The 24,600-nt window shown below is 67.6% G+C and carries 23 protein-coding genes; 16 read left to right on the top strand and 7 right to left on the bottom strand.

What is annotated here, in order from left to right:
* On the top strand, nucleotides 1–636 hold the full coding sequence (gene folE, locus QJR12_RS13225; protein ID WP_300582992.1) for a GTP cyclohydrolase I FolE: 636 nt from the start codon (nucleotides 1–3) through the stop codon (nucleotides 634–636).
* Between the two features lie 3 nt (nucleotides 637–639).
* Here folE and QJR12_RS13220 read toward each other — a convergent pair whose 3' ends face one another.
* The gene (locus QJR12_RS13220; RefSeq protein ID WP_300582989.1) at nucleotides 640–1,872 is read right to left on the bottom strand and encodes an FAD-dependent oxidoreductase; all 1,233 of its coding nucleotides are present in this window, start codon (nucleotides 1,870–1,872) and stop codon (nucleotides 640–642) included.
* 253 nt (nucleotides 1,873–2,125) lie between these two features.
* On the opposite strand from QJR12_RS13220, the gene QJR12_RS13215 reads away from it, so the two are divergent.
* The 3 genes from QJR12_RS13215 to QJR12_RS13205 all read left to right on the top strand — a co-directional run bounded on the left by QJR12_RS13215 (nucleotide 2,126) and on the right by QJR12_RS13205 (nucleotide 6,467).
* Nucleotides 2,126–3,970 (top strand): glycoside hydrolase family 15 protein, encoded by a 1,845-nt coding sequence (locus QJR12_RS13215; protein ID WP_300582986.1) that lies wholly within the window; start codon nucleotides 2,126–2,128, stop codon nucleotides 3,968–3,970.
* Complete coding sequence (locus QJR12_RS13210) at nucleotides 3,967–4,449, top strand: hypothetical protein (protein ID WP_300582984.1); 483 nt, start codon at nucleotides 3,967–3,969, stop codon at nucleotides 4,447–4,449. The genes QJR12_RS13215 and QJR12_RS13210 overlap by 4 nt, the downstream gene beginning before the upstream one ends.
* A 293-nt stretch (nucleotides 4,450–4,742) precedes the next feature.
* Nucleotides 4,743–6,467, top strand: coding sequence for a molybdopterin-dependent oxidoreductase (locus QJR12_RS13205; RefSeq protein ID WP_300583440.1), 1,725 nt, complete (start codon nucleotides 4,743–4,745; stop codon nucleotides 6,465–6,467).
* 66 nt (nucleotides 6,468–6,533) lie between these two features.
* Here QJR12_RS13205 and QJR12_RS13200 read toward each other — a convergent pair whose 3' ends face one another.
* On the bottom strand, nucleotides 6,534–6,971 hold the full coding sequence (locus QJR12_RS13200) for a DUF302 domain-containing protein (protein WP_300582982.1): 438 nt from the start codon (nucleotides 6,969–6,971) through the stop codon (nucleotides 6,534–6,536).
* Nucleotides 6,972–7,009: 38 nt separating this feature from the next.
* The gene (gene ctaD, locus QJR12_RS13195) at nucleotides 7,010–8,758 is read right to left on the bottom strand and encodes a cytochrome c oxidase subunit I (protein WP_300582980.1); all 1,749 of its coding nucleotides are present in this window, start codon (nucleotides 8,756–8,758) and stop codon (nucleotides 7,010–7,012) included.
* Between the two features lie 263 nt (nucleotides 8,759–9,021).
* On the opposite strand from ctaD, the gene QJR12_RS13190 reads away from it, so the two are divergent.
* Nucleotides 9,022–9,765 (top strand): MarR family transcriptional regulator, encoded by a 744-nt coding sequence (locus QJR12_RS13190; RefSeq protein ID WP_300582977.1) that lies wholly within the window; start codon nucleotides 9,022–9,024, stop codon nucleotides 9,763–9,765.
* A 67-nt stretch (nucleotides 9,766–9,832) separates the two neighbouring features.
* Here the strand turns inward: QJR12_RS13190 and QJR12_RS13185 are convergent, their stop codons facing one another.
* Both QJR12_RS13185 and QJR12_RS13180 read right to left on the bottom strand, forming a co-directional pair.
* On the bottom strand, nucleotides 9,833–10,657 hold the full coding sequence (locus QJR12_RS13185) for a methyltransferase domain-containing protein (protein ID WP_300582974.1): 825 nt from the start codon (nucleotides 10,655–10,657) through the stop codon (nucleotides 9,833–9,835).
* The gene (locus tag QJR12_RS13180; RefSeq protein ID WP_300582971.1) at nucleotides 10,657–11,256 is read right to left on the bottom strand and encodes a DUF2249 domain-containing protein; all 600 of its coding nucleotides are present in this window, start codon (nucleotides 11,254–11,256) and stop codon (nucleotides 10,657–10,659) included. The genes QJR12_RS13185 and QJR12_RS13180 overlap by 1 nt, the downstream gene beginning before the upstream one ends.
* An 85-nt stretch (nucleotides 11,257–11,341) precedes the next feature.
* Here QJR12_RS13180 and fdxA point away from each other — a divergent pair, with 85 nt between their 5' ends.
* The 10 genes from fdxA (at nucleotide 11,342) to QJR12_RS13130 (ending at nucleotide 20,588) form a co-directional block, all read left to right on the top strand.
* A complete protein-coding gene (gene fdxA, locus QJR12_RS13175) occupies nucleotides 11,342–11,698 on the top strand; it encodes a ferredoxin (RefSeq protein ID WP_300582969.1) in 357 nt (118 codons plus the stop codon).
* On the top strand, nucleotides 11,695–12,393 hold the full coding sequence (locus QJR12_RS13170; RefSeq protein ID WP_300582967.1) for a helix-turn-helix domain-containing protein: 699 nt from the start codon (nucleotides 11,695–11,697) through the stop codon (nucleotides 12,391–12,393). The genes fdxA and QJR12_RS13170 overlap by 4 nt, the downstream gene beginning before the upstream one ends.
* Entirely contained in the window at nucleotides 12,390–12,815 is a 426-nt protein-coding gene (locus tag QJR12_RS13165) for a hypothetical protein (RefSeq protein WP_300582964.1), read from the top strand. Before QJR12_RS13170 ends, QJR12_RS13165 begins: the two co-directional genes overlap by 4 nt.
* A 152-nt stretch (nucleotides 12,816–12,967) precedes the next feature.
* The gene (locus QJR12_RS13160; protein ID WP_300583438.1) at nucleotides 12,968–13,825 is read left to right on the top strand and encodes an aldo/keto reductase; all 858 of its coding nucleotides are present in this window, start codon (nucleotides 12,968–12,970) and stop codon (nucleotides 13,823–13,825) included.
* Between the two features lie 208 nt (nucleotides 13,826–14,033).
* The gene (gene thrS / locus QJR12_RS13155) at nucleotides 14,034–16,088 is read left to right on the top strand and encodes a threonine--tRNA ligase (protein WP_300582962.1); all 2,055 of its coding nucleotides are present in this window, start codon (nucleotides 14,034–14,036) and stop codon (nucleotides 16,086–16,088) included.
* A 109-nt stretch (nucleotides 16,089–16,197) separates the two neighbouring features.
* Entirely contained in the window at nucleotides 16,198–16,731 is a 534-nt protein-coding gene (locus tag QJR12_RS13150; RefSeq protein ID WP_300583436.1) for an HIT domain-containing protein, read from the top strand.
* Nucleotides 16,728–17,396, top strand: coding sequence for a phosphatidylinositol phosphate synthase (gene pgsA, locus QJR12_RS13145; protein WP_300582959.1), 669 nt, complete (start codon nucleotides 16,728–16,730; stop codon nucleotides 17,394–17,396). The genes QJR12_RS13150 and pgsA overlap by 4 nt, the downstream gene beginning before the upstream one ends.
* 5 nt (nucleotides 17,397–17,401) lie before the next feature.
* Nucleotides 17,402–18,412, top strand: a complete 1,011-nt coding sequence (locus QJR12_RS13140; RefSeq protein ID WP_300582956.1) for a phosphatidylinositol mannoside acyltransferase — start codon at nucleotides 17,402–17,404, stop codon at nucleotides 18,410–18,412.
* Nucleotides 18,412–19,536 (top strand): glycosyltransferase family 4 protein, encoded by a 1,125-nt coding sequence (locus tag QJR12_RS13135; protein WP_300582953.1) that lies wholly within the window; start codon nucleotides 18,412–18,414, stop codon nucleotides 19,534–19,536. Before QJR12_RS13140 ends, QJR12_RS13135 begins: the two co-directional genes overlap by 1 nt.
* Complete coding sequence (locus QJR12_RS13130) at nucleotides 19,536–20,588, top strand: NUDIX domain-containing protein (RefSeq protein ID WP_300582950.1); 1,053 nt, start codon at nucleotides 19,536–19,538, stop codon at nucleotides 20,586–20,588. Before QJR12_RS13135 ends, QJR12_RS13130 begins: the two co-directional genes overlap by 1 nt.
* A 35-nt stretch (nucleotides 20,589–20,623) precedes the next feature.
* Here the strand turns inward: QJR12_RS13130 and QJR12_RS13125 are convergent, their stop codons facing one another.
* The gene (locus tag QJR12_RS13125) at nucleotides 20,624–22,240 is read right to left on the bottom strand and encodes a PE-PPE domain-containing protein (RefSeq protein ID WP_300582948.1); all 1,617 of its coding nucleotides are present in this window, start codon (nucleotides 22,238–22,240) and stop codon (nucleotides 20,624–20,626) included.
* A gap of 16 nt (nucleotides 22,241–22,256) precedes the next feature.
* Nucleotides 22,257–23,381: a PPE family protein gene (locus tag QJR12_RS13120; RefSeq protein ID WP_300582946.1), complete on the bottom strand. Its 1,125-nt coding sequence runs from the start codon at nucleotides 23,379–23,381 to the stop codon at nucleotides 22,257–22,259.
* A gap of 306 nt (nucleotides 23,382–23,687) precedes the next feature.
* On the opposite strand from QJR12_RS13120, the gene pdxS reads away from it, so the two are divergent.
* The gene (pdxS, locus tag QJR12_RS13115) at nucleotides 23,688–24,599 is read left to right on the top strand and encodes a pyridoxal 5'-phosphate synthase lyase subunit PdxS (protein WP_300582943.1); all 912 of its coding nucleotides are present in this window, start codon (nucleotides 23,688–23,690) and stop codon (nucleotides 24,597–24,599) included.
* The last annotated feature ends 1 nt before the right edge of the window (nucleotide 24,600 follow it).

The raw sequence follows: 24,600 nt of genomic DNA, 5'->3' as shown, positions 1-24,600 counted from the left end.
GTGACCACGCTGGAGCAAAGAAACAACCACGAAACTCCCTATCCCGTCCCGAGTCGGGCAGACCGCCCGCTTCCGAACCTCGCCGCCGCAGAACGGGCGGCGGCGGAGTTCCTTCGAGCGCTTGGGGTGGCGGTGGATGGCGAGCACCTGCGCGCTACCCCACGGCGGATGGCATCGGCCTATGCGGAACTGTTCACCGCCGAACCGTTCGAGGCCACTAGTTTCCCCAACGACGAGGGGTATGACGAGCTGGTGTTGGCACGCGACATTCCGCTTCGCTCGCTCTGCGAGCACCATATGCTGCCGTTCACCGGGACCGCTTGCGTCGGGTATCTTCCCGGCGATCGCATCCTCGGGTTATCGAAACTTGCCCGCGTCGTCGAGCATTTCGCCTGCCGCCCTCAGGTGCAGGAGCGGCTGACCAAACAGATCGCCGACTGGCTCACCGAGCACCTTCATCCGCGTGCTGTCGGTGTGGTGATCCGCGCCGAGCACACCTGCATGACGTTGCGCGGCATCCAGGCGACCGGCTCGACCACCCTCACCTCGGCCATGCTCGGCACCTTGCGTACCGACGCCCGGTGCCGAAACGAATTCTTTGCCCTCGCGGGTATCCAGGCCGGCATCGGTCGGTGACCGTCAGCCAATCAGCTCATTCAGCGGGCTGTTCGGGTCGGCCAGCCGGTCGGGATTGACCGGCGTGTGCGCCCGGATCAGGCTTTTCACGTCATCGATGACGTCCCAGATGTTGACGTTCATGCCGGCCAACACCCGATCGTCGGCGTCGAGCCAAAACGCGACGAACTCGCGGGCGGCGACGTCGCCACGGAACACCACCCGCCGGTAGTCGGGTGCGTGGCCGACGTATTCCATGCCGAGATCGTACTGATCGGTGAAAAAATAGGGGAGTTCGCTGTATTCGGCTGGCTTGCCGAGCATCCCGGCCGCCGCCACCGCGGGCTGTTTGAGTGCGTTGGCCCAGTGCTCGGTGCGGATCCGGGTGTGTAGCAAGGGGTGCTGGGCTGCGGCGATATCGCCGACCGCGTAGATGTCGGGGTCGCTGCTGCACAGCGACGCGTCAACCAGCACACCCCCGTCGCCGATCGCCAGTCCCGCCTGCGCGGCGAGTTCGACGTTGGGTTGTGCGCCCACGGCCACCAGCACGGCGTCGGCGCTGATCTGCGATCCGTCGGTGAGTCGAAGACCGGTGGCTTTGCCCCCGGCGGTGCTGATCTCGGCGACCTGTGCCTGCAGCCGCAGGTCGACGTCGTGCTCGCGGTGCAGCGTAGCGAACACCTCGCCGACTTCTTCGCCGAGCGCGGCCAAAAGCGGCAGTTTGGCCTGCTCGACCACGCTCACCGTGACACCGCGCTGCCGGGCACTGGCAGCGACCTCGAGCCCGATCCAGCCGGCCCCCACCACCGCGAGCGAAGAGCCCCGGGTCAGCGCGGCATCCAGTGCCGACGCGTCACCGATTGTCCGCAGGTAGTGGACCCGTTCGGCATCGGACCCCCGGATCGGTGGACGCCGGGGCCGGGAGCCGGTGGCCAGCAGCAGCTTGTCATAGCGGACGGTTGTGTCGTCGGCGAGGCCGACCAGGTGGGCGGACGGATCCACGGATGTGACGGGCACACCGAGCCGCAGGTCGACATTGTGCCCACGGTACCAATCAGCGTCGTGCACGGTTATGTCGGCGAGCGTCTTCTTGCCGGCGAGGAATTCCTTCGATAGCGCGGGCCGCTCATAGGGCAGCTGCTCCTCCTCGCCGATGAGGACAATTTGTCCATCGAAGTCGTTGTTGCGCAAGGCTTCTGCTGCTTTAGCACCGGCCAGGCCGCCGCCGACGATGACGAACGTTGAAAGACTTGACATGACGGCTGCTCCGTTCCGTGATGCGAAAGCGTAAGCCGATTGCTGCCAGTCGGGCAGCGCTGCGGCACCGATGCCGGCTACAGACTACCCTGCGCGACTCCGGGCCGGAAGCCGCGCCCGACAATGACGTTCGACGTGCGGGCTGTCCGCTGGAGCAGGGGTAGCCGGGAATGCCGAGACCGGCCAATGCGGCCGGACTAGCGCAGTAGCATAAGCATGTGCTGGCTCCAGCGGCGCCGCGAGCATCCCGAGCATGGTTGATTTAGCTCGTCTCGATGAACCCGCCGAGCCCGTGATCCGCACGGACGGCTTTCTTGCGTTGCGTGATTACGCGGTGATCGGTGATGGGCGCACGGCCGCTTTGGTGGGTCGCGATGGCGCGGTGGATTGGCTGGCGCTGCCGAATCTGGATTCGTCCACCGTGTTCGCCGCCGTACTGGATGCAGGGCAGGGAGGTCGCTTTGCGCTGCAACCGGCAGTGCCGTTTCGGGTGAGCCGGCGCTACCTGCCGGGCACCAACGTGTTGGAAACCACCTTCGTCACCGACGCCGGGGTGGTGCGGGTGACCGATGCCCTGACGGTGTACGACGATGCGGTGTTGTGCCCGTTGCGCGAATTGCAGCGCCGCATCGACGCGCTCAGCGGCAGCGTTCCGATGAGCTGGGCGGTGCAGCCCCGATTCGGTTACGGCAGCCAGTCCCCGAGGCTGGCCTGGCGGGCGGGGGTTGCGATCGCCGCCCACGGTTCGGCCGCGGTGGGCGTTTGCAGCTTCGACGCCGGCCAACCGACGTTGGGCACGGCCACCGTCACGGGCCGGTTCACCGCGTCCGAGGGCAAGGAGGCGCTGCTGGTGATGACGTTCGCCGACCAGGAGCCGCTGATCCTGCCCTCGCGCACCGAGTGCGACGCTCGCCTGGCTGCCACCGTGGCGGCGTGGCGGGAGTGGACCATGCGCCGCGACGCCCCGGAGCGCTGGCGAGACGCGGTGCTGCGCAGCGCGCTGGCGATCAAGTTGCTGGTGTTCGCGCCTTCCGGGGCGATCGCCGCCGCGGCCACCTCGTCGTTACCAGAATGCGTTGGCGGGGAACGAAACTGGGACTACCGCTACTCGTGGATTCGGGACTCGGTGTTTACCCTGGATGCTTTTTTGCGGCTGGGCTGTATCGCCGAGGCGCGCAGCTACTACTGGTGGCTGATGCACGCCAGCCAGCTGACCTACCCGCGCCTGCGGGTGCTGTACCGGCTCGACGGCGGGGTGCGCACCCGCGAGCGCACCCTCCCGCTGGGCGGATATCGCGGTTCACGGCCGGTCCGCGTGGGAAACGGCGCGGCCGACCAACTGCAGCTAGACAGTTACGGCGAACTGTTGGCCACCAGCAGCTTATACGCCGACGCCGCCGGTGAGCTGGACACCGATGTGGCCCGCCGGCTGGCGCGGGTCGCCGATTTCGTTTGCGCCAGCTGGCACCACCCCGACGCTGGCATCTGGGAAGTACGCAGCGGACGGCGGCATTTCACTCATTCGAAGATGATGTGCTGGGTGGCGCTGGACCGCGCGGCGCGGCTGGCCGAGCGGGGCCTGATCCCGCGCAAGCGGCTGACGCATTGGCGGTCCACCCAGGCGCGGATCCGCCAGTTCGTGCACAGCGAGTGCGTGTCGCGCCGCGGGGGGTATTACACGCGGGCTGCCGGAAGCGATGAGCTCGACGCCGCCACGCTGCTGGGGCTGCTCGAGGGGTATTGCGACGGCACCGACCCGGTGATGCGGGCGACCGTCGAAGCGGTCGGCGCACGGCTGCGAACCGGCCCCTACGTGCACCGCTATCAGGGCGAGGACGGGCTGCACGGGTTCGAGGGGGCGTTTTTGCCGTGTTCGTTCTGGCTCGCGGAGGCCCTGGCCCGCACCGGGCGCATCGAGGAGGCGGTCACCTTAATGGACGAGTTGGTCGGGCTGGCCAACGATGTCGGCCTGTACAGCGAGGAAGTCGATCCAGGCAGTGGCGCGTTTCTGGGCAATATGCCGCAGGCGCTGACCCACCTGGCGTTGATCAACGCCGCGTGCACCATCGCGGCCCGGGCCGAGACGGCGGCCCGGTGAGTTTGGGGGCCACCCTGGCCGGAGCGTTCGTGGGCACGCTGGTGCTCACCACCGTGCAGCGCGCGGCCACCGAATTCCGGCTGACACGGATGGACCTGCCGTTTCTGCTCGGCACCGTGTTCACCGCACGACGGGGGCGGGCCAAAGCGATTGGCTATCTGGCTCATTTCGTCAACGGGCAAATCTTCGGGCTGGGCTATTATGCCGTGTTCGCCGCGGTACACCACGGCGACGCCGTGCTCGGGGCGCTGCTGGGCCTGCTGCACGGCGTGTTCGCTGCCACCGCCATCGTGAATATCCTGCTGCCGGTGGTGCATCCCCGCATGGGAAAGCCCACCACCAGTGCGCCCGCGGTGGCCATGCTGGAGCCACCCGGGTTTCTGATGCTCAACTACGGCATCGGCACACCCGTGGTAAGCATCCTGGCCCACATCGCCTACGGCGCCCTGATAGGGGAATTCACCGCCCTCGCCGGTTGAGACCGGCCGTCACGGTCGGACTTCCGTTCACCTTATTTAGCGGATACTATTCCGCTTATATTATCCGGCCATGCTCGCGGCAGGCCGTCGAGTCTTAGCGGGATGGTCGGCCCCGGGAAGGACACGGTCGTGACATCTGCGTGCCGGCTCGCCGGTGCGCCGAGTGTCGTAGGGAGATGCGCGTGAAAAGCCAGGAAAGCGAACATACCGACGGGGTCCAGCAGGTTAATTGGCCCGGAACTCTTGACGTTTCGGCCCACCACGAACTGCACGGTGATGCGGAGCTCGTCGAGGTGGAGCTGGAGTCCTATAGCGAGGAGATCCATCCCGCCGATGATCACATCGATCTGCAGACTTACGGCGGCGGTTTCGACCTTTCCCGGCGGGCCAGCGCGCCCAAGCTGCGGGTGGGCCGCGACAAGTGGTTTAACCTGCTGTGGCTGATCCCGATCGGTTACGCGTTGCTGGTCGCGGCGGTGGCGATCGGCAAAGGCCTACACAACATGCCGGCCGTGCAGGCGTTTATTCAGCGTTACCCGGGCACCGACACGCGTGGTGTGCCGGCGGGCATCCACCCCTGGGAAGGGTGGACGCATTTTTTCAACCTGTTTTTGATGGTGTTTATCATCCGCTCCGGGATTCAGATCCTCTGCGACCATCCGCGGTTGTACTTCAGCCGCAATTGCACACCGGGTAAGGATGAGTGGCTGCGGGTCGGTCCGCCGGTGCCGGAGGGCTACTGGACCGCCAACGACGACACGGTCGCGCTGCCGTCGCAATTCGGGCTGCCCGGCTTCCGGCACTCCATTGGGTTGGCCCGCTGGTGGCATTTGGGCGCCGATGTGCTGTGGCTGCTCAACGGGCTGGTGTTCTACGTGCTGCTCTTCGCCACCGGCCAGTGGCGCCACGTGGTGCCCACCAGCTGGGACGTGTTCCCCAACGCGGCGTCGGTGGCGATTCAGTACCTGTCGCTGGATTGGCCGACCGACAACGGGTGGGTCGCCTACAACGGTTTGCAGTTGCTGGCTTATTTCACCACGATCTTCATCGCGGCGCCGGCGGCGCTGATCACCGGTCTGGGAATGTCGCCGGCGCTGTCGATGCGCTTCACCGTGATCAGCAAGCGGCTGAGCATCCAGCACGCACGCTCGCTGCACTTTTTGGTGCTGGTCTATTTCATCTTCTTCATCATCGTGCACGTCACGCTGGTGTTCGCCACCAGCGCGCTGCGCAACCTCAACCACATGTTCGCCGCCCGCGACGACAACAGTTGGGTGGGTTTCGGGATTTTCTCGCTGGCCATGGCGGTGACGGCCGTGGGCTGGGTGGCGGCCACCCCGTTTACGATTCGGCACCCTCGGGTGGTGCAGCGGGTGGGCGACAAACTGATCGGCCCGGTGCAGCGCCTGCTAGAACACCTCAATCCCGAGCCGGGCGCCTTCACCGAAAAAGACATCTCGCCCTACTTCTGGCACAATGGCCGCCTGCCCGACAGTGTTGAGTATAAAGAGCTGGAGAAAAACGGCTTTCGTGATTGGCGGCTGCGGGTCTATGGACTGGTGGAAAACCCCACCGAGTTCTCACTGGACGAATTGAAGGCGCTGCCCTACCACGAGCAGATCACCCAGCATTTTTGCATCCAGGCATGGTCGGGTGTCGCCAAATGGGGTGGGGTCTCCATGCAGACGATCATGGACATCGTCAAACCGCTGCCAGAGGCCAAGTGGGTGGCGTTTTATTCGATGGGGCTCGGTGCCACCGGCGGTATTTACTACAACGTGCACCCCATCAAACAGATGAGCCACCACCTGACCATGCTGGCCTACAACATGAACGACGAGCCGTTGAGCTACGGTCATGGGGCACCGCTGCGGCTGCGCAACGAGCTTCAGCACGGCTTCAAGCAAGTCAAGTGGATCAAAGGGATCGAGTTCCTCGCTCACTACTCCGAAATCGGCAGTGGGCACGGCGGATACAGCGAGGACCACAAGTTCTTCGGCCGCCATCAAACCCTCTAGACTCCGCCAGGATGGTGACGCGCCTTACGGTAGCCGATCGGGCGGCGACGTCGGGCAGGGCGTGTTTCACCGAGGTTTCGCGGGCCCCGGCGGGTGAGGCGGCGATGGTGGCGGCGCGATCGCCGCATCGGTGGCCTGGTCGATGAGGCTCGCGAGTTCCTCGGCCGCCGCCTTAGCGTTATCCAGGTCATCGTGTTTCGCGACGATTGCCCGTAGATCCCGGTAGCCGAGCCGGACTTCACCGGAAGTGTCTTGCCACGCCAAAACTTTCGAGGGTAAATCGATGCCAAGGGTCTGCTCGGCCTGCATCAGCCGGGTACCCAAACGGGGCTTGCCGAACAACAGCACCTGGGTGGGTCGCAAATCCATGCCGACCGCAGCTGCATTGGCGGCGTGATCGATCCGCGCCATCACGGTACAGTCCCGTTCGACGAGGCTATTTTCCAGGCGGTCCAGGGTGTCCGGCACCGGGTAGGGGCTCCGCTTTTCGACCCAACCTGACATTTAGCCGCCTTTCTTGGCTTGTCACGCGCGTCTCGCCGTCAGCGCCGTGCCGGTGTTGTCGCAGGTGCCCGCACGGCGGCACCCCCGAGCCGCCGACGAGGCCCGCCGATGTGGGCTTCGGCGCGCATCCGCGGCACCATGTGCGGGTAGTGCAGCTCGAACGCCGGGCGGGCCGAGCGGATCCGGGGCAGCTCGGTGAAGTTGTGCCGCGGCGGCGGGCAGCTGGTGGCCCACTCCAGCGAGTTGCCGTACCCCCACGGGTCGTCGACGGTCACCGGCTCACCGTAGCGCCAGCTGCGAAACACGTTCCAGGCGAACGGCAGCATCGAGACCCCCAGGATGAACGCGCCGGTGGTGGAGACGACGTTGAGCGGCTGAAACCCGTCGCTGGGCAGGTAGTCGGCGTAGCGGCGCGGCATGCCCATGTCCCCGAGCCAGTGCTGCACCAAAAACGTGGTGTGAAAGCCGATCAGGGTCAACCAGAAGTGCAGTTTGCCCAGCCGCTCGTCGAGCAGGCGGCCGGTCATCTTCGGAAACCAGAAATAGATCCCGGCGAAGGTGGCGAACACGATGGTGCCGAACAGGGTGTAGTGAAAGTGCGCGACCACGAAATAGCTGTCGGTGACGTGAAAGTCCAGCGGCGGGCTGGCCAGCAGCACCCCGGTCAGACCGCCCAGCAGGAAGGTGACCAGGAAGCCGACCGAAAACAGCATCGGTGTCTCGAAGGTCAGCTGGCCCTTCCACATGGTGCCGATCCAGTTGAAGAACTTGATCCCGGTGGGCACCGCGATCAGATACGACATGAACGAGAAGAACGGCAGCAGCACCGCGCCGGTGGCGAACATGTGGTGCGCCCATACCGCCGTCGACAGGCCGGCGATGCTCATGGTGGCGTAGACCATGGTGGTGTAGCCGAAGATGGGCTTGCGGGAAAACACCGGGATAACTTCGGTGATGATGCCGAAGAACGGCAGCGCCACGATGTAGACCTCGGGATGCCCGAAATACCAGAACAGGTGCTGCCAGAGGATCGGGCCGCCGTTGGCCGGGTCGTAGATGTGGGCACCCAGGTGTCGGTCGGCGGCCAGCCCGAACAGCGCGGCGGTCAGCACCGGGAACACGATCAACACCATGATCGAGGTGATCAGGATGTTCCAGGTGAAGATCGGCATCCGAAACATCGTCATCCCGGGTGCGCGCAGGCACACCACGGTGGTGATCATGTTGACCGCACCCAAAATGGTGCCCAAACCCGCGACCGCGAGCCCCATGATCCACAGGTCAGCACCAGCGCCCGGGTTATGGACGGCGTCGGACAGCGGGGTGTAGGCGGTCCAGCCGAAGTCGGCGGCCCCGCCGGGGGTGATGAACCCGGCGATGGCAATCAGCGCGCCGAACACGAACAGCCAGAACGACAGCGCATTCAGCCGGGGAAACGCCACGTCGGGGGCGCCGATCTGCAGCGGCAGCACCAGGTTGGCGAAGCCGAACACGATCGGGGTGGCATAAAACAGCAGCATGATGGTGCCGTGCATGGTGAACAGCTGGTTGTACTGCTCGGTCGACAGGAACTGCAGTCCCGGCGCGGCCAACTCCGTGCGCATCAGCAGCGCCAGCAGCCCGCCGATGAAAAAGAACGCAAAGCAGGCGACGCAGTACATGATGCCGATCGTCTTGTGATCGGTGGTGCTGATCAGCCGGTAGAGCAGGGTGCCCTTCGGTCCCAGCCGTGGCGGAAACGGCCGGCGGGCCTCAAGCTCGCCCAGCGGGAACGTTGGGGGCCTCACCCGGCTGCCCGGCCTGGGAGCGGGGCTTGCCGATCCCGGGTGCGGCTGAACGGATGCGTCGGCCATCGCGTTTCAGGCTCTCATCGCGCGGCCTGCCGCCGCTATGTCCCCGCCGCCTCGTGTCGCACCGGCCGCACACGGTTGGTCGGCTCCGGCACCCATCTGTTCGTCTCCTATAGTGACGAACGGCAAAGCTCCGCTAATATCAACGAATAATATCCGCTAAATGTCACGAGTGGTAGACCGACGGAGGGGGCACCGGGATGGCGGTTCAGCCCAGGCGCGGGGACCGGCCGCCGCAACCGGTGCCACGGCAACGCGACCGGGTGCTGCAACTGGTCCGTGAATACGGTCCGGTCGACGCGGCCCAGCTGGCGGCGCGGCTGGGGCTGCATGTCTCCACCGCGCGGTTTCACCTGGACACCTTGTGCGACCAAGGGTTTATCACGCGAACCCGCATGAAGCGGACCGGGGTCGGTCGCCCCCGCACCGGCTACCTGGCGGTGCACGGACGCCTTGACTATCGGAGTTTCGCCGAGCTGCTGGCGCTCGAGCTGGGCGACACCGCGGAAACACGCCGGCGACGCGCTGAGCGGGCGGGGTGGCGATGGGCCGCTCGGCTTGCGGGTGCACTGGGGGAAGATGGTGCGACACAAGGTGAATCGAATTCTTCCTCGGCGCGCACAGCCCTCGATCGCCGGGCCGCAATGACGGCGGACCTGCTGCAACGGATGGGGTTTTGCCCCGAGTTGACCCCGGCCGCCGAGCCACCGGACGGCACCATGCGGCGTAACATTCGGCTGCACGCCTGTCCGGTGCGAGAGTTGGCTCGCGCCTATCCGGAGGTTGGCTGTGCGCTGCACCGGGGCTTGTTGCAGGGGATGCTCGCCAATACCGCTAGGGCCGAAGGCTCCTCGACGGTGAGATCGCGGCCGGTGCCACGGGTCGAACTCGAGCCGTTCGTCGAGCCCGAAGTGTGTGTGGTCACAGTGTTCGCCGACGAGTGACCTTCAGGCGCGATCGGCGCCGCCCGGCGCGCCCCACGCGGCCGGGCGGCTCCGCCCGGCGCAGCGATCATCGGACCGGCGGGCCGGGCTTGTGGGCAACGATCGCCACGGCGGTCAACCGTTCCCGGTGGTTGCGGAAGGTGCGGCGCATCTGAAGCACGCGCCGACGGGCGTCGTGGTGGGTGAGCAGGTTCTTGGTGAACCGCAGTGCACCGAGGAGACCCTCGTCGGCGATGAGCCGCCGCCATTCAAGCAACGCCATCGGGGCGGTGGCGACGTGGTCGACGACCAGCCCGTGATCGGTCAACAGCCGCCGCCACTCGGCGATGGTCAGCGGGCGGGCGTTGACCTTGATCGCGCGGGCCAGCGACTGCCGGACGTCGGTCTTGACGGTCTCGGCGACGGTGTCCGGTGTCAGCGCGAGTTCGTGGATGGCGTAACGGCCCTGTGGGCGCAGCACCCGCACCGCCTCGGCGACGATGGCGTGCTTTGCCGGGTCGCCCTGCATGGTGAGCATCGCCTCGCCGATGACGACGTCGGCGCTGCCGTCGGGCAGGCCGGTATCGGCCGCGTCGGTGACCCGCACATCGCCGTGCCCGGCGACCAGGCCGCGGACCGAATGCGCGGCGTCGGGATCCTGCTCGGCACCCAGATAGGAACGGGGGTGATGGGCCAGGATCTCGGTGGCCGTGCGGCCCAGCCCCGGGGCCAGCTCGAGCACGTCGGCCCCGGACACCCCGGCGTGGGCCAGCAGGGTGCGGGTGAGCCCACGACCCCCCGGTCGGAGCACCCGTTTGCCCAACCGTGCCAACAGCCAATGCCCTTGCACGGTGGTATCGGCGCGGCGTGCGGCCGGCAGTGCCGCTCGCGAGGCGTCTCGTCGACCGATCATCAGCCCGCCTCCCGCACCGCGGGGGTCAGCGGCACGATCTCGCGCTTGCGGTGCACCGTCAGGTAGCGCAGCCCGTCGCGGCCGGCGCGGAACTGCCGCTGGGAGCGTCGAGGCAGCCACAACAGCGCGCCAGGGGCCAGGTCGATCGTTCCCCCCTCGGTGACGAGTTGCCCGCTGCCGGCCAGCACGTGGATTACGACGTCGACCTCGGCACCGGCGTGGGTGTCGATCCCGCCACCGGGTGGCAGCGCGATGATGTTGCAGTCCAGGTCTCGGTCCGGGACGTCGAGCTTCCACACCGCGCCTCGCCGGTCCGGCTCCATGGCGGTGGCCTCGGCGGTGTTCACCAGGATCCGGGGTAGTGGGGTGGCGGTGAGCTTGGTGATGCGGCACCGCCAGACCGTGGGGCCGCTCTCCAGGTACTCCCAGCGGTAACTGCCGGCATGGCCGGCGGCGAATTCCTGGCGCAGGTGCTTGGGGTCGTGGTTGGTGACTAGCACCAAGGACTGACCGGCCGATAGCGCCGCGTAGGCGGCGAAGATCTTCGGGTGTTTGTCGGGCTTGCGCAGCTGCCGGACGTCGAGTTCGGTGTCGGCCATGGATTCGGGTGCCTTCCTATGGTTTTGAAAAGGGTAACCTAGCCTTCCTAGTTTTCACAAACCAGGTTGTGTAAACTCCGCGGACATGACGTATGTGATCGGGGAGCCCTGTGTGGACGTGATGGACCGGGCCTGCGTGGAGGAGTGCCCGGTGGACTGCATCTATGAGGGCGCTCGCGCGCTCTACATCCACCCGGATGAGTGCGTGGATTGCGGAGCCTGCGAACCGGTGTGTCCGGTTCAGGCGATCTACTATGAGGACGACCTGCCGGAAGAGCTGCAGCCCTACCAAGCGGACAACGCGGCGTTTTTCTACCAGACCCTGCCGGGCCGCGACGGGCCGCTCGGATCACCGGGCGGAGCCGCCAAACTCGGCCCACTGGGCGTCGACGCTCCGTTGGTGGCTAGCCTGCCGAGGGTAAGCGAGTCCCAGGGAGCGTGAACGTCATCTCCAGGTCATCCGGGGAGCCTGCCGGCCGTCGTCGTGAGGTGCTCCGCGTGCTGAAGGCGGCCGGCACGCCCATGAGCATCGCCGCGATCGCCGATGAGCTGGGTGTGCATCCCAACACCGTCCGCTTCCATTTGGACACCCTGGTCGGTGACGGACAGGTGGAGCGCGTGCCGCCCGGTCGGGGAGGTCCGGGACGCCCGGCGCTGCTGTTTCAGGCGATCCGGCAGATGGATCGTGGCGGACCGCGCCGCTACCGGCTGCTCGCCGAGATCCTGGCGAACGGGTTCGCCGCCGACCCGAATCCACGGGCCAAAGCGGTGGCCGCGGGCCGAGCCTGGGGCCGGCGGCTGGAAGCACCGGGTCGGCGCGCGAGACGGATCGGCGTGGAGGGCTCAATCACTCGGCTGATCGCGGTCCTTGACGAGCTCGGTTTCGCTCCCGAGCGCCGCGACGCCGACGGGGAGAAACAGATTGGCCTGCGGCACTGCCCGTTCCTTGAGCTCGCCGAAACCCGGGGGACCGTGATCTGCCCGGTTCACCTCGGGCTCATGCAGGGCGCCCTGGAAACCTGGAAGGCACCAATCCTGGTTGATCGGCTGGACGCGTTCGCCGAACCCGATCTGTGTGTGGCGCACCTCAGATCGCAGGAAAGATCGCAGAAAAGATTGCACGGAGCCACGGCATGAGCGCGTCATCGGCGGTTACGGTGGCTATCACCTTTGTCTGGCTGGGCATGGTGCTGGCCATCTCGTTTCTGGAGGCGCCGCTCAAATTCCGGGCGCCCAACGTGACAGTGCAGATCGGCCTTGGCATCGGCCGTCTGGTTTTCCGTGCGCTCAACGGCGTGGAGGTCGGGTTCGTCATCGTCATCCTGCTGGCCAGCGTGGCCCGGATGCCACCTGCGGGCGCCACGGCGGCGTTCATTGTCGCGTTCGCCGCGCTGGCCCTCCAGTTGGGGGCGGTGCGGCCCTTTTTGAACCGCCGCTCCGACACGGTGCTGGCCGGGCTGGGCACGCGCCGCTCTCGCAGCCACCACGTCTACGTCGGGCTGGAGGTGATCAAGGTGATCGCTTTGCTGGTGGCCGGGGCTCTGCTGCTATCCGGCTGAGGTCGCAGCGGGTAGCAACGGTTTGGGAATTGGCTTGGTGCACGCGGTGATAGCCGGGCCGGCACCGGGGAAGGAAGCACCGGTTCGACGGCCGAGTCGCGTGCGGGGCGCCGCAGCCTTGGCGTACCGTCATAGCCGTGACCGCATATCGCATCGCCCAGGCATCCGGCACCTTCCCCCTCGGTGGTGACCTGACGGTCAACCGGCTCGGTTTCGGCGCGATGCGCCTGACCGGGCCGGGGGTTTGGGGGCCGCCCGCCGACCGCGACCAGGCCGTTCGGGTGTTGCGCCGGGCGGTAGAACTCGGCGTCAATTTCATTGACACCGCCGACTCGTACGGCCCCTACATCTCCGAGGAGATCATCCGGGAGGCGCTGCACCCCTATCCGGGATTGGTGATCGCGACCAAGGCCGGGCTGCTGCGCACCGGGCCGGATGTGTGGATCCCGTTGGGCAATCCGAGCTATCTGCGCCAGGAAGTCGAGATGAGCCTGCGCCGCTTGGGCGTCGACACCATCGACCTGTTTCAGCTGCACCGCATCGACCCCGACTTCCCGCTGGCGGACCAGGTCGGTGAATTGCTCAAGTTCAAGGAGGAGGGCAAAATCCGCCACATCGGCCTGTCGGAGGTCACCGTCGAGCAGCTTCGAGCCGCTCAGCAGATCGCGCCGATCGCCTCGGTGCAAAACCTCTACCACCTGACCAACCGCCGCGCCGAGCCGGTGTTGAACGCCTGTGCCGAGCAGGGCATCGGCTTCATCCCATGGTTCCCGCTGGCCGCCGGGTCACTGGCGGCGACGGACGGCCCGCTGCGGCGGATTGCCGCCGAGCACGATGCGACCCCCGCGCAAATGGCCCTGGCGTGGCTGTTGCACCGATCGCCGGTGATGCTGCCGATTCCGGGAACCTCCAAGGTGGAGCATCTGGAGGAGAACGTCGCCGCCGCCGAGATCACGCTCTCCGACGAAGAGATCGAGATGCTAGCGGCGATCGGAGAGCAGAACGCCTGACGCGCCGCGCGCGGCGCACCGATCGGCAAGACGGCAGGTGAGTCTTGCCGGCGGCGCGGCCGTCGCCTTCGCCCGGCGGCCGCCGGTGCCCGGGCCCGGAGCCGCCCGGCACCGATAGCATGACAACGGTTGACGCAAATTCCCGGATACCGGAAGACGCAGCCCAAGACACTGACCAGATGCCCCCGACGCGTTGGAGACGATCCCGATGAGTGCCCCCGCACAACCCGCCGCCGCAGCCCTGATCCGGGTGCCCGCGGGTACCACCGCGGCCGAGGCGGTGCGGGCGGCGGGGTTGCCGGGCCGGGGAGCGCCCGACGCGGTCGTCGTGGTGCGTGACGCTCACGGTGCGTTGCACGACTTGAGCTGGGCGCCCGAGCGCGACGTCGAGGTCGCCCCGGTGGCCGCCAACACCGAGGAGGGCCGCAGCGTCATCCGGCACTCGTGCGCGCACGTGCTGGCCCAGGCCGTCCAGGACCTGTTCCCGGGGGCCAAGCTGGGGATCGGCCCGCCGATCACCGACGGGTTCTACTACGACTTCGACGTGGCGGAGCCGTTCACCGAGGAGGACTTGGCGGCGCTGGAAAAGCGGATGCGCCAGATCGTCAAGGAGGGTCAGCTGTTCTCCCGGCGGGTTTACCAATCCACAGAGCAGGCCCGTGCCGAGCTGGCCAACGAGCCGTACAAGCTGCAGCTGATCGACGACAAGTCCGGTGACGCCGAGATCATGGAGGTCGGCGGTGACGTGCTCACCGCTTACGACAACCTCAATCCCCGCACCCGCGAACGGGTGTGGAGCGACTTGTGTCGCGGACCGCACATCCCCACAACCCGCTATATTCCGGCCTTCAAGCTCACCCGCAGTTCCGCCGCCTACTGGCGGGGGGATCAGAACAATCCCAGCCTGCAACGCATTTACGGCACAGCCTGGGAGTCGCAGGAGGCGCTCGAGCGTCACCTGAAGCTGATCGAAGAAGCCCAGCGCCGCGACCATCGCAAACTGGGCCTGGAGCTGGACCTGTTCAGCTTTCCGGATGAAATCGGTTCCGGTCTACCGGTTTTCCATCCGAAGGGCGGTATCATCCGGCGGGAACTGGAGGAGTACTCGCGGCGCAAGCACATCGAGGCGGGCTACGAATTCGTCAACACCCCGCACATCACCAAGGCGCGGCTGTTCCGCACCTCCGGGCACCTGAGCTGGTACGCCGAGGGCATGTTCCCCCCGATGCACCTCGATGCCGAATACAACGACGACGGCAGCCTGCGCAAACCCGGGCAGGACTACTACCTCAAGCCGATGAACTGCCCGATGCACTGCCTGATCTATCGGGCCCGCGGTCGGTCCTATCGGGAGCTTCCGCTGCGGCTCTTCGAGTTCGGCACCGTCTACCGCTACGAGAAATCCGGCGTGGTGCACGGATTGACCAGGGCCCGCGGGTTCACCATGGACGACTCGCACATTTTCTGCACCCGCGAACAGATGCGCGACGAGCTGGCGTCACTGCTGCGGTTCGTGCTCGAGTTGCTCGGCGACTACGGGCTCACCGACTTTTATCTGGAGCTTTCCACGAGGGACCCGCAGAAGTTCGTGGGGTCCGAAGAGGTTTGGGACGCGGCCACCAGCACCCTGGCGGAAGTCGCGCAGGCGTCCGGGCTGGAGCTGGTTTCCGATCCGGGCGGGGCGGCGTTCTACGGCCCGAAGATCTCCGTGCAGACCCGCGACGCGCTGGGGCGCAACTGGCAGATGTCGACCATCCAGTTGGACTTCAACACCCCGGAGCGTTTCGAGCTGGAGTACACCGCCGCCGACGGCAGCCGGCGGCGGCCGGTGATGATCCACCGCGCGCTGTTCGGCTCGATCGAGCGGTTCTTCGGCATCCTCACCGAGCATTACGCCGGAGCGTTCCCCGCGTGGTTAGCGCCGGTGCAGGTGGTCGGTATTCCGGTCGCCGATGATCACGTGCCGTATCTGGAAAACGTAGCCGCACAGCTGAAGTCGCACGGTGTGCGGGTCGAGGTCGACACCAGCGACGATCGGATGGCCAAAAAGATCGTGCACCATACCAACCAGAAGGTGCCGTTCATGCTGCTGGCCGGTGACCGCGACATCCGTGCCGGCGCGGTGAGCTTTAGGTTTCCCGACCGTACCCAGATCAACGGCGTGGCCTGCGATGAGGCGGTCGCAGCCATCGTGAAGTGGATAGCCGAGCGCCAAAATGCAGCCCCCACAGCCGATCTGGTGAAAGTAGCCAGTCGTGAATGACGAGGAACTCGCAGCCGCGGATCGCAACCCGGAGACGATCACGGACTCCGGCAGCGGTGGCGGCGGGCAGCGCCGGCACGGGCAATGCGCCGCCGGAGAGTCGGCGAGCATCATCGACCGGGGTGTCGGCGAACCCGATCACCTGCAGCGACTGTGGACACCGTATCGAATGAGCTATCTGGCCGAGGCCCCGTTGCGGCGCGACAACGCCTCCCCCGCACAGCCGTTCACCGACATCCCGCAGCTCCCCGACGAGGACGGTCTGGTGGTGGCCCGGGGCGAGCAGGTCTACGCGGTGCTCAACCTTTATCCGTATAACCCCGGCCACCTGATGATCGTGCCGTACCGGCGGGTATCCGAACTAGAGGATCTCACCGACAAGGAGAGTGCCGAGCTGATGGCGTTCATCCAGAAGGCGATCCGCGTGATCAAGGCGGTGTCGCGGCCGCACGGCTTCAACGTCGGCCTGAACCTGGGGACGTCGGCGGGCGGTTCGCTGGCCGAACACCTGCACGTGCACGTCGTCCCGCGGTGGGGTGGCGACGCCAACTTCATCACCATCATCGGCGACTCCAAGGTCCTGCCGCAGTTGCTGCGGGACACCCGCCGGCTGCTGGCCGCCGAATGGGAGCGGCAACCGTGAGCAAGCTGCGGCTGGCCCGGACCGCCTTCAGCGGTGTCACCGCACCGGTGGCGCGGGCGTTGCTGCGGGCCGGCTTCACCGCGGACGGTGTCACCATCGTCGGCACCGCGGCGGGCGTGCTGGCCGCGCTGACGCTGTTTCCGACCGGCCGGCTGTTCGCCGGCACGCTGGTGGTGTGGTTTTTTGTGCATTTCGACATGCTCGACGGGGCGATGGCCCGGGAAAGCGGTGGCGGCAGCCGTTTCGGCGCGGTGCTGGACGCCACTTGCGACCGCATCAGCGACGGCGCGGTGTTCAGCGGACTGGCGTGGTGGGCGGCGTTCGGGCTGCACCACACCTCGCTGGTGGCGGCGACGTTGATCTGCCTGGTCACCTCGCAGGTGATCTCCTACATCAAGGCCCGGGCGGAAGCCAGCGGGCTCGCCGGCGACCGCGGCCTGATCGAACGCCCGGAACGGTTGATTATCGTGCTGGTCGGTGCCGGGGTGTCGGATCTGCCGGTCGTTCCGCTGCCGTGGGCGCTGCCCGTGGCGATGTGGCTGCTCGCGGTGACCAGCGTGATCACCGTCATCCAGCGGCTGCACACCGTGCGGATCTCACCCGGGGCCGCCGATCCCCTCTGCCGGGACGGCGATCGGGCGCAACAGCGAAAGGCCGAGCGGTGATCTCGATGCCGGCGGGTCTGACCATGCCCGCTGCCGGCGGCTTCCGGTGGCGCGGCACGGTGACCGATTGGGGGTATGCGGCCGGCTGGATGCTGGTGCGCGCCATGCCGGAATCCGTTGCCCGCGGTGTCTTTAACGCCGGTGCCCGCTACGCGGCCCGCAACGGCGGCCCGATTCAGCTGCGCAAGAACCTCGCCCGGGTCCTCGGCGTGGCACCGACGGAGGTGCCCGACACGCTGATCCGGGCCTCGCTGGCCTCCTACGCCCGCTACTGGCGGGAGGTGTTCCGGTTGCCGGCGATGGACCACCGCAAGCTGGCCCGGCAGCTGCACGACTCGGTCGCCGGGAAGGAGCACCTGGATGGCGCGCTGGCGGCCGGCCGCGGCGCGGTGCTGGCATTGCCGCACAGCGGCAACTGGGATATGGCCGGGGTGTGGCTGGTGCAGACCCACGGCCCCACGACCACCGTCGCCGAGCGGCTCAAACCCGAGTCGCTGTACCGGCGTTTCATCGCCTACCGTGAGGGCCTGGGTTTCGAGGTGTTACCGCTCTCCGGCGGCAAGCGACCGCCGTTCGAGCTGCTGAGCGAGCGACTGCGCGAGAACCGGGTGGTCTGCCTGATGGCCGAGCGCGACCTCACCCGCAGCGGGGTGCGAGTCGATTTCTTCGGCGAGCCCACCAGGATGCCGGCTGGGCCGGCGAAACTGGCGATCGAAACCGGGGCGGCGTTGCTCCCGGTGCATTGCTGGTTCGAGGATTCGCGGCACCACGAGGGCTGGGGGTTCGAGGTGTTTCCGGCGCTGGACTGCGCCAGCGGTGACGTCGCCGTCATCACGCAGGCGCTGGCGGACCGGTTCGCGAAGAACATCGCCGCCCACCCGGCCGACTGGCATATGCTGCAGCCGCAGTGGCTGGCCGATCTAGCCCAGCCGCGCGACGACGCGGGCGGCAACGGCCCGGGAAGGGATGGGGCGAGCGGGCCGGATGAGGGGCGGGCCGGGTTAGGGGACGGCTGATGCGCATCGGCATGGTGTGTCCGTACTCGTTCGACGTGCCGGGCGGGGTGCAGTCGCACGTGCTGCAGTTGGCCGAGGTGATGCGCGCTCGCGGGCACAGCGTCAGCGTGCTGGCACCCTCGTCGCCGCATGTGAAGCTCCCCGACTACGTCGTCTCGGCGGGCAAGGCCGTCCCGATTCCCTACAACGGCTCGGTGGCCCGGCTGCAGTTCAGCCCGGCGGTCCACCGCAAGGTGAGGCGCTGGCTGGCCGACGGCGATTTCGACGTGCTGCACCTGCATGAGCCGAATGCTCCCAGCCTGTCCATGTGGGCCCTGCGGGTGGCCGAGGGTCCGATCGTGGCGACATTTCACACCTCGACCACCAAATCGCTGACGCTGTCGGTGTTCCAGGGGGTGCTGCGGCCCTGGCATGAAAAGATCGTCGGCCGGATCGCGGTGTCCGACTTGGCCCGGCGCTGGCAGATGGAGGCCCTGGGCTCCGACGCGGTGGAGATACCCAACGGGGTCGACGTCGCCTTTTTCTCCTCGGCCCCCCGGCTGGCCGGATACCCCCGGCCGGGCAAGACGGTGCTGTTTTTGGGCCGCTACGATGAGCCCCGCAAAGGCATGGCCGTGCTGCTGGCCGCCCTGCCCCGCGTGGTAGAGCGTTTTCCCGATCTGGAACTGCTGATCGTCGGTCGTGGCGACCAGGATCAATTACGCAGCCAGGCCGGACGATTGAGGGGCCACCTGCGCTTCCTCGGGCAAATCGACGATGCCGGCAAGGCGTCGGCGATGCGCAGCGCCGACGTCTACTGTGCGCCCAACACCGGCGGGGAGAGCTTCGGCATCGTGCTGGTCGAGGCGATGGCGGCCGGAACCGCCGTGGTGGCCAGCGATCTGCACGCCTTCCGGCGGGTGTTGTGTGACGGCGCGGCGGGAAAGCTGGTAGCGGTCGACGACAGCGCCGCGTTGGCCGCCGGGCTGATCGAGGTGCTGGAAAACGACATCCTGCGGGAGCGTTACGTCCGGGCCGGTGCCGTCGCGGTGCGCCACTACGACTGGTCGGTGGTGGCCGGCCAGATCATCCGGGTGTATGAGACCGTCGCCCGGTCGGGCAGCAAGGTGCGGGTGGCGGGCTGATGACGTGGCTGGACCTCGCCGTCTTCGGGATCATCGTGCTGGTCGCCGTGCTGGCGGTGATGGTCGCCTGGGTGTATCAGACGGCCAACCGCCTGGACCGGCTGCACGTTCGCTATGACCTGTCCTGGCAGGCGCTGGACGCCGCGCTGGCGCGGCGCGCCGTCGTGGCCCGGGCGATAGCGGCCGATGTCTACGGCACCGGACACTCCAGCCCGCAAGGCAGACGGTTGGTGGCGCTGGCCGACGCCGCCGAGCGCGCCCCCCGGCAGGCGCGGGAGGCGGCGGAAAACGAGCTGTCGGGCGCCCTGGCGATGATCGACCCGGCGACGCTGCCGTCGGCGCTGGTCGCCGAGCTGGCCGACGCCGAAGCGCGGGTGCTGCTGGCCCGCCGATTCCACAACGACGCCGTCCGCGACACCCTGGCCCTGCGCGAACGACCCCTGGTGCGCCTCTTGCGGTTGGGTGGAACCGCCGCGCTGCCAAGCTATTTCGAGATCGCCGAACGATCATATGCGCTGGCGCACGCGGACCATGGCGTGTCCAGCCAGCGCACCTCTGCGCGCGTGGTGTTGCTCGACGAGACGGGCGCGGTGCTGTTGCTGTGCGGTTCGGATCCCTCGGTGACCGATGGCGCCGCGCCCAGATGGTGGTTCACCGTCGGCGGGCGGGTGCGGCCCGGCGAGCGGCTGGCCCAAGCCGCTGCGCGAGAGTTGGCCGAAGAGACCGGTTTACGGGTCGAGCCCACCGAGATGATCGGGCCGATCTGGCGGCGCGACGCGGTCTTCGAGTTCAACGGCTCGGTGCTGGACAGCCGGGAGTTCTTCTTCGTGTACCGCACCCGGCGGTTCGAGCCGTCGCCGGCGGGGCGCACCGATCTGGAGCGCCACTACATCCACGGCTCGCGCTGGTGCCACGCCGCCGACATCGCCGAACTGGTCGCTGCCGGGGAAACCGTGTATCCGCTGCAGCTCTCCGAACTGCTTGCCGACGCGAACGCGCTGGCCGATCGGGAGATACCCGGTCCGCCGCGCGAGTTGCAGTCCATCCGCTGACGCCGCCGCCCGCCAGGACCGGAGGTAAACCTGAGCTACACCAAACCCGGCTCCAGGACGTGCGGAAGTTCGGCCGACGGGGACAATCCCGCGGCCAGCGGGTCCGGTATTCCCACCGCGGCGCCAACGCTGAGACCGCCGGCCGCATTGAACAGGCCGAGGTGCGGGGGCAACGGGAACAACTGGGCCGGGGTGGGAACATAGGCGGGCCCGGTCCCGTAGCCCAGGTCGATGATCCCCCGAAGGAAGGGCTGGATCAGGTCGACGATCGGTGAGGGCACACCGATCTGGCGCAGCAGCTGTACCAGCGGCGGGTTCGGGTTGGGAATCAGGTAATAGGTAGTCATATCGAAAGTTTCTTTAATGGCGGAAGCAATTTCTGCGGGAGAAAGGCTCGGATATGCGGTGTGCACAGAATAGACGCCTAAAAGTGCGTTCAGGTCCGCCGGGATATCGATCGGGTACTGCGGGAAGTCGGCGAAAGGATCGTATTGGAATGTGTAGATTGTTGTCGGATAAGGCGTATTCGGCGGCGTAGCGCCATTGAAATGCACATTGAGGACCGGGATGTAGAGGCCATGGAAACGTTCGAGGACGCCGCCATTGGGATTGTTCGGGTCGGCCAGCAACACAAATCGCAGCATGCTGGGACTCGGCCGCAGGTTGGCCGGCAGGGCGTCGAGATGACGCATCTCGATGGTGGCTATCGTGGCGCTCTGGGAATAGCCCACCACGATGACGTGATGGCCCTCGCCGATCTGCGTCATGATCGCGTTGTTCAGCAGCTGGACGCCCTGGCGGACCGACTGACCGAAGGTCTCGCTGGTGAGGCCGGTAACCGGCCAGAACTGCTCGGGGGTGTACAGCCCCTCCGGGGTGTAGCCGGGATAATAGGGTTGGATGTAGCGCACGTAGACGGCGTTGACGTAGCCGGGGCTGGGTTGCGGGTTACCGGTGCCGCCCATGATCAGCGCAACGTCGTCCGGTGACGTCGAGGTCCCCGTCGAGGCAGTCGAGGTTGTCGAGGTCGCCGTGGTCCGGGCCGCGGCGTGGGCGGTTCCAGGGTCTGGGGTGCTTCCGTTGCCGGCGGCCGAATTGAACCCGTGCACCCGGCCCGCGAGGGTACCCGGGTGAGCCGCCTGGACGCCGATGTTCTGGCCGCCGGGAACGCCGCCGGTGACGGGTCGCCCGGCGGGGTTTGCCGTCCCGGGATTTTGACCGCCGACGGTGGCGCGGGCCAGGATTTGATTGGCCCCGGTGCTGTTGCCCAAGGTTGCGGTGGTGGGGGTGCCGCTGCCCGGATGACCCAACGATCCCGGGGAAGCGAGGTGCTGCGACGGGAGTGGAGACGTCAGTCGGGTCGCGGCCGTGTTGGCGGCCTCGGATTCCGCGTACGACTCCCCTCCGGCGGCCAAGGTTTGCGCGAACCGATGATGAAACGCCGCCGCGCGGGCGCTGAGCGCCTGATAACGCTGGGCGTAGGCGGAAAACAGCGCCGCGGTGCGCGCCGACACCGGATCCGCAGCCGGGGGCAGCACCCCGGTTGTGGGGGCGGCCGCGGCCGCGTTCGCGGCGGCGATCGCCGCGCCGATCCCCTGCACATCACCGGCGGCCGCGGTGAGCAACTCCGGGGTGGTGAGAACGAACGACATCGCCTGCTCCGCTTGACTAGCCGACCACCACCCGCGGTATCACACCCGGACCCCGGGGGGCCGCGACCGCCGGGGCCCCCCGGGCGGCCGGACCGGTCGGGGGCTGAAGCGGCATTCTCGGCAAGCCGGTGGCAACCTGGCCCACCCCGGCACCGGGCGGCCCGGCGGCCGGGGGAGCCGGCGTCGCCGCGGGTGCGGGGGCGCCGGTCCAACTCGGTGGCACCGACAGCGCTCCGATCGAGCCCGCCCGACCCAGACCCGCCGACACCGCGGGGGCGCCCAGCCGCGTCGGGCCCAATGCGCTCCAACTCGGGCCGGTCTCGGAGGCCAGGGCCGCGCCAATGCCGGGGACACCGGCGCCGGCGGCGCTCGTCAGCGGGTTGGAACCGCTTGCCAGCGGGCTCATGAGCATGCTCATCGGGGACATCGCAAACTCGGCGGGCGTCGAGAGCATGCCCAGTGAGGACAGCCCGGACGTCGGTGACGAGGCGAACTCCAGCGGCTGGGGCACCGCGCTGAGCGGCTGCGACGCGGTTGACAGGACGGATTGCGCCCGGGTCGATGCCACCGCCGCCGCGGCCTGCGCGGCGCCGCGGGCCGCCGTCCCGGCCGGCCCGTCGGGAGGCTCATCGAACGGCGTCAACCGGGCGGTCGCCGCCAACGTGCCGGCGTTGTAGCCCGACATCGCGGCGGCGTCCTGGGCCCACATCTGCAGGTACTGGGCCTCGGTGGCCATTATCGCCGGGGTGTTCTGGCCGAAAAAGTTGGTGGCGGTCAGCGCCAGCAATTGCGCGCGGTTGGCCGCGATCACCGCCGGGGGAACCGTCATCGCGAACGCCGCCTCGTAGGCGGCCGCCGCGGCCATGATCTGGGCGGATGCCTGCTCGGCCTGGATCGCGGTCGTCGTCAACCACGTCACGTAGGGGCTGGCCGCGGCCGCCATCGCTACCGACGCCGGACCCAGCCACGGACCGCCGGTCAGTCCCGCGACCACCGCGGCAAACGAGGACGCCGCCCACCCCAGCTCGGCGGCCAACCCCTGCCAGGCGGCCGCGGCGGCCAGCATCGGACCGGCACCCGGACCGGTGTACATCAGGCCGGAGTTGATCTCCGGCGGCAACAGCGCGAAATCCGCCAACATCCCGATCCCTCCTCAACCGGGTTGGTCCCGCCGCTTCGCGGCTTGGGTGGTCACCCGACGGCGCACACCGACACCCCGGGCTGCCGCTCAGCCCAATAGAGCCCAAGACAGCCCAATAGAGATTTAGCACCACACCAGCCCGGCTTTCACCGAAATCGGCAAAGACAGCGGGGTTCCGGGACCGGCCCGGCTGCCCGGTGCGAGCCGCGGCGCGAGTGCGCCACCATCGCTTCGGGAGCGGCCGGAAAACTCGTTTTCCCGCTCACCACTAAACTTGATCGGGACCAAATTGAAGGAGAGCCAGCAGTGGACACCGCCGCTTCCGCAACCGGCGCCGGGCAAATAGGAACCGCGCGGGTCAAGCGTGGCATGGCCGAAATGCTCAAGGGCGGCGTGATCATGGACGTCGTCACCCCCGAGCAGGCCCGCATCGCCGAGGGCGCCGGCGCGGTGGCGGTGATGGCGCTGGAACGGGTACCCGCCGATATCCGCGCCCAGGGGGGCGTCGCCCGGATGAGCGACCCGGATCTGATCGAAGGCATCATCAACGCCGTCACCATCCCGGTGATGGCCAAGGTGCGTATCGGTCACTTCGTTGAGGCGCAGATTCTGCAAACCCTGGGCGTGGACTACATCGACGAATCCGAGGTGCTGACTCCCGCCGACTACACGCATCACATCGACAAGTGGAAGTTCACGGTGCCGTTCGTCTGCGGCGCGACCAACCTCGGTGAGGCGCTGCGCCGGATCAGCGAGGGTGCGGCGATGATTCGCTCCAAGGGTGAGGCCGGAACCGGCGACATCTCCAACGCGACCAGGCACATGCGGGCCATCAGCGGTGAAATCCGCCGCCTGACCTCGCTATCCGAAGACGAGTTGTTCGCGGCCGCTAAGGAATTGCAAGCCCCCCATGAGCTGGTCGTCGAAGTGGCCCGGGCCGGGAAGCTGCCGGTCACGCTGTTCTGCGCGGGCGGCATCGCCACTCCCGCCGACGCTGCCATGATGATGCAACTGGGCGCCGAGGGTGTCTTCGTCGGCTCCGGAATCTTCAAGTCCGGCGATCCGGCGGCGCGGGCCGCCGCCATCGTCAAGGCCACCACCTTCTACGACGACCCGGAGGTGCTGGCGAAGGTGTCGCGCGGGCTGGGCGAGCCCATGGTGGGCACGAACGTGGCCGAGATCGCCACGGGCCAGCGGCTCGCCGAGCGTGGCTGGTAGA

It is taken from the genome of Mycobacterium sp. (assembly GCF_029961025.1).
Classification (GTDB): Bacteria; Actinomycetota; Actinomycetes; order Mycobacteriales; family Mycobacteriaceae; genus Mycobacterium.
Note: the sequence above shows the minus strand (reverse complement) of the source record. Positions and strands in the feature narration are given on the sequence as shown.

Coding starts and splice junctions, on each gene's coding strand:
- QJR12_RS13135 (WP_300582953.1), top strand. CDS start 18,412: ATGCGCATCGGCATGGTGTGTCCGTACTCGTTCGACGTGCCGGGCGGG.
- QJR12_RS13130 (WP_300582950.1), top strand. CDS start 19,536: ATGACGTGGCTGGACCTCGCCGTCTTCGGGATCATCGTGCTGGTCGCC.
- QJR12_RS13200 (WP_300582982.1), bottom strand. CDS start 6,971: ATGTCAGGTTGGGTCGAAAAGCGGAGCCCCTACCCGGTGCCGGACACC.
- thrS (WP_300582962.1), top strand. CDS start 14,034: ATGAGTGCCCCCGCACAACCCGCCGCCGCAGCCCTGATCCGGGTGCCC.
- QJR12_RS13185 (WP_300582974.1), bottom strand. CDS start 10,657: ATGATCGGTCGACGAGACGCCTCGCGAGCGGCACTGCCGGCCGCACGC.
- QJR12_RS13180 (WP_300582971.1), bottom strand. CDS start 11,256: ATGGCCGACACCGAACTCGACGTCCGGCAGCTGCGCAAGCCCGACAAA.
- QJR12_RS13165 (WP_300582964.1), top strand. CDS start 12,390: ATGAGCGCGTCATCGGCGGTTACGGTGGCTATCACCTTTGTCTGGCTG.
- QJR12_RS13125 (WP_300582948.1), bottom strand. CDS start 22,240: ATGTCGTTCGTTCTCACCACCCCGGAGTTGCTCACCGCGGCCGCCGGT.
- fdxA (WP_300582969.1), top strand. CDS start 11,342: ATGACGTATGTGATCGGGGAGCCCTGTGTGGACGTGATGGACCGGGCC.
- QJR12_RS13190 (WP_300582977.1), top strand. CDS start 9,022: ATGGCGGTTCAGCCCAGGCGCGGGGACCGGCCGCCGCAACCGGTGCCA.
- QJR12_RS13215 (WP_300582986.1), top strand. CDS start 2,126: ATGGTTGATTTAGCTCGTCTCGATGAACCCGCCGAGCCCGTGATCCGC.
- QJR12_RS13220 (WP_300582989.1), bottom strand. CDS start 1,872: ATGTCAAGTCTTTCAACGTTCGTCATCGTCGGCGGCGGCCTGGCCGGT.
- QJR12_RS13120 (WP_300582946.1), bottom strand. CDS start 23,381: ATGTTGGCGGATTTCGCGCTGTTGCCGCCGGAGATCAACTCCGGCCTG.
- QJR12_RS13140 (WP_300582956.1), top strand. CDS start 17,402: ATGCCGGCGGGTCTGACCATGCCCGCTGCCGGCGGCTTCCGGTGGCGC.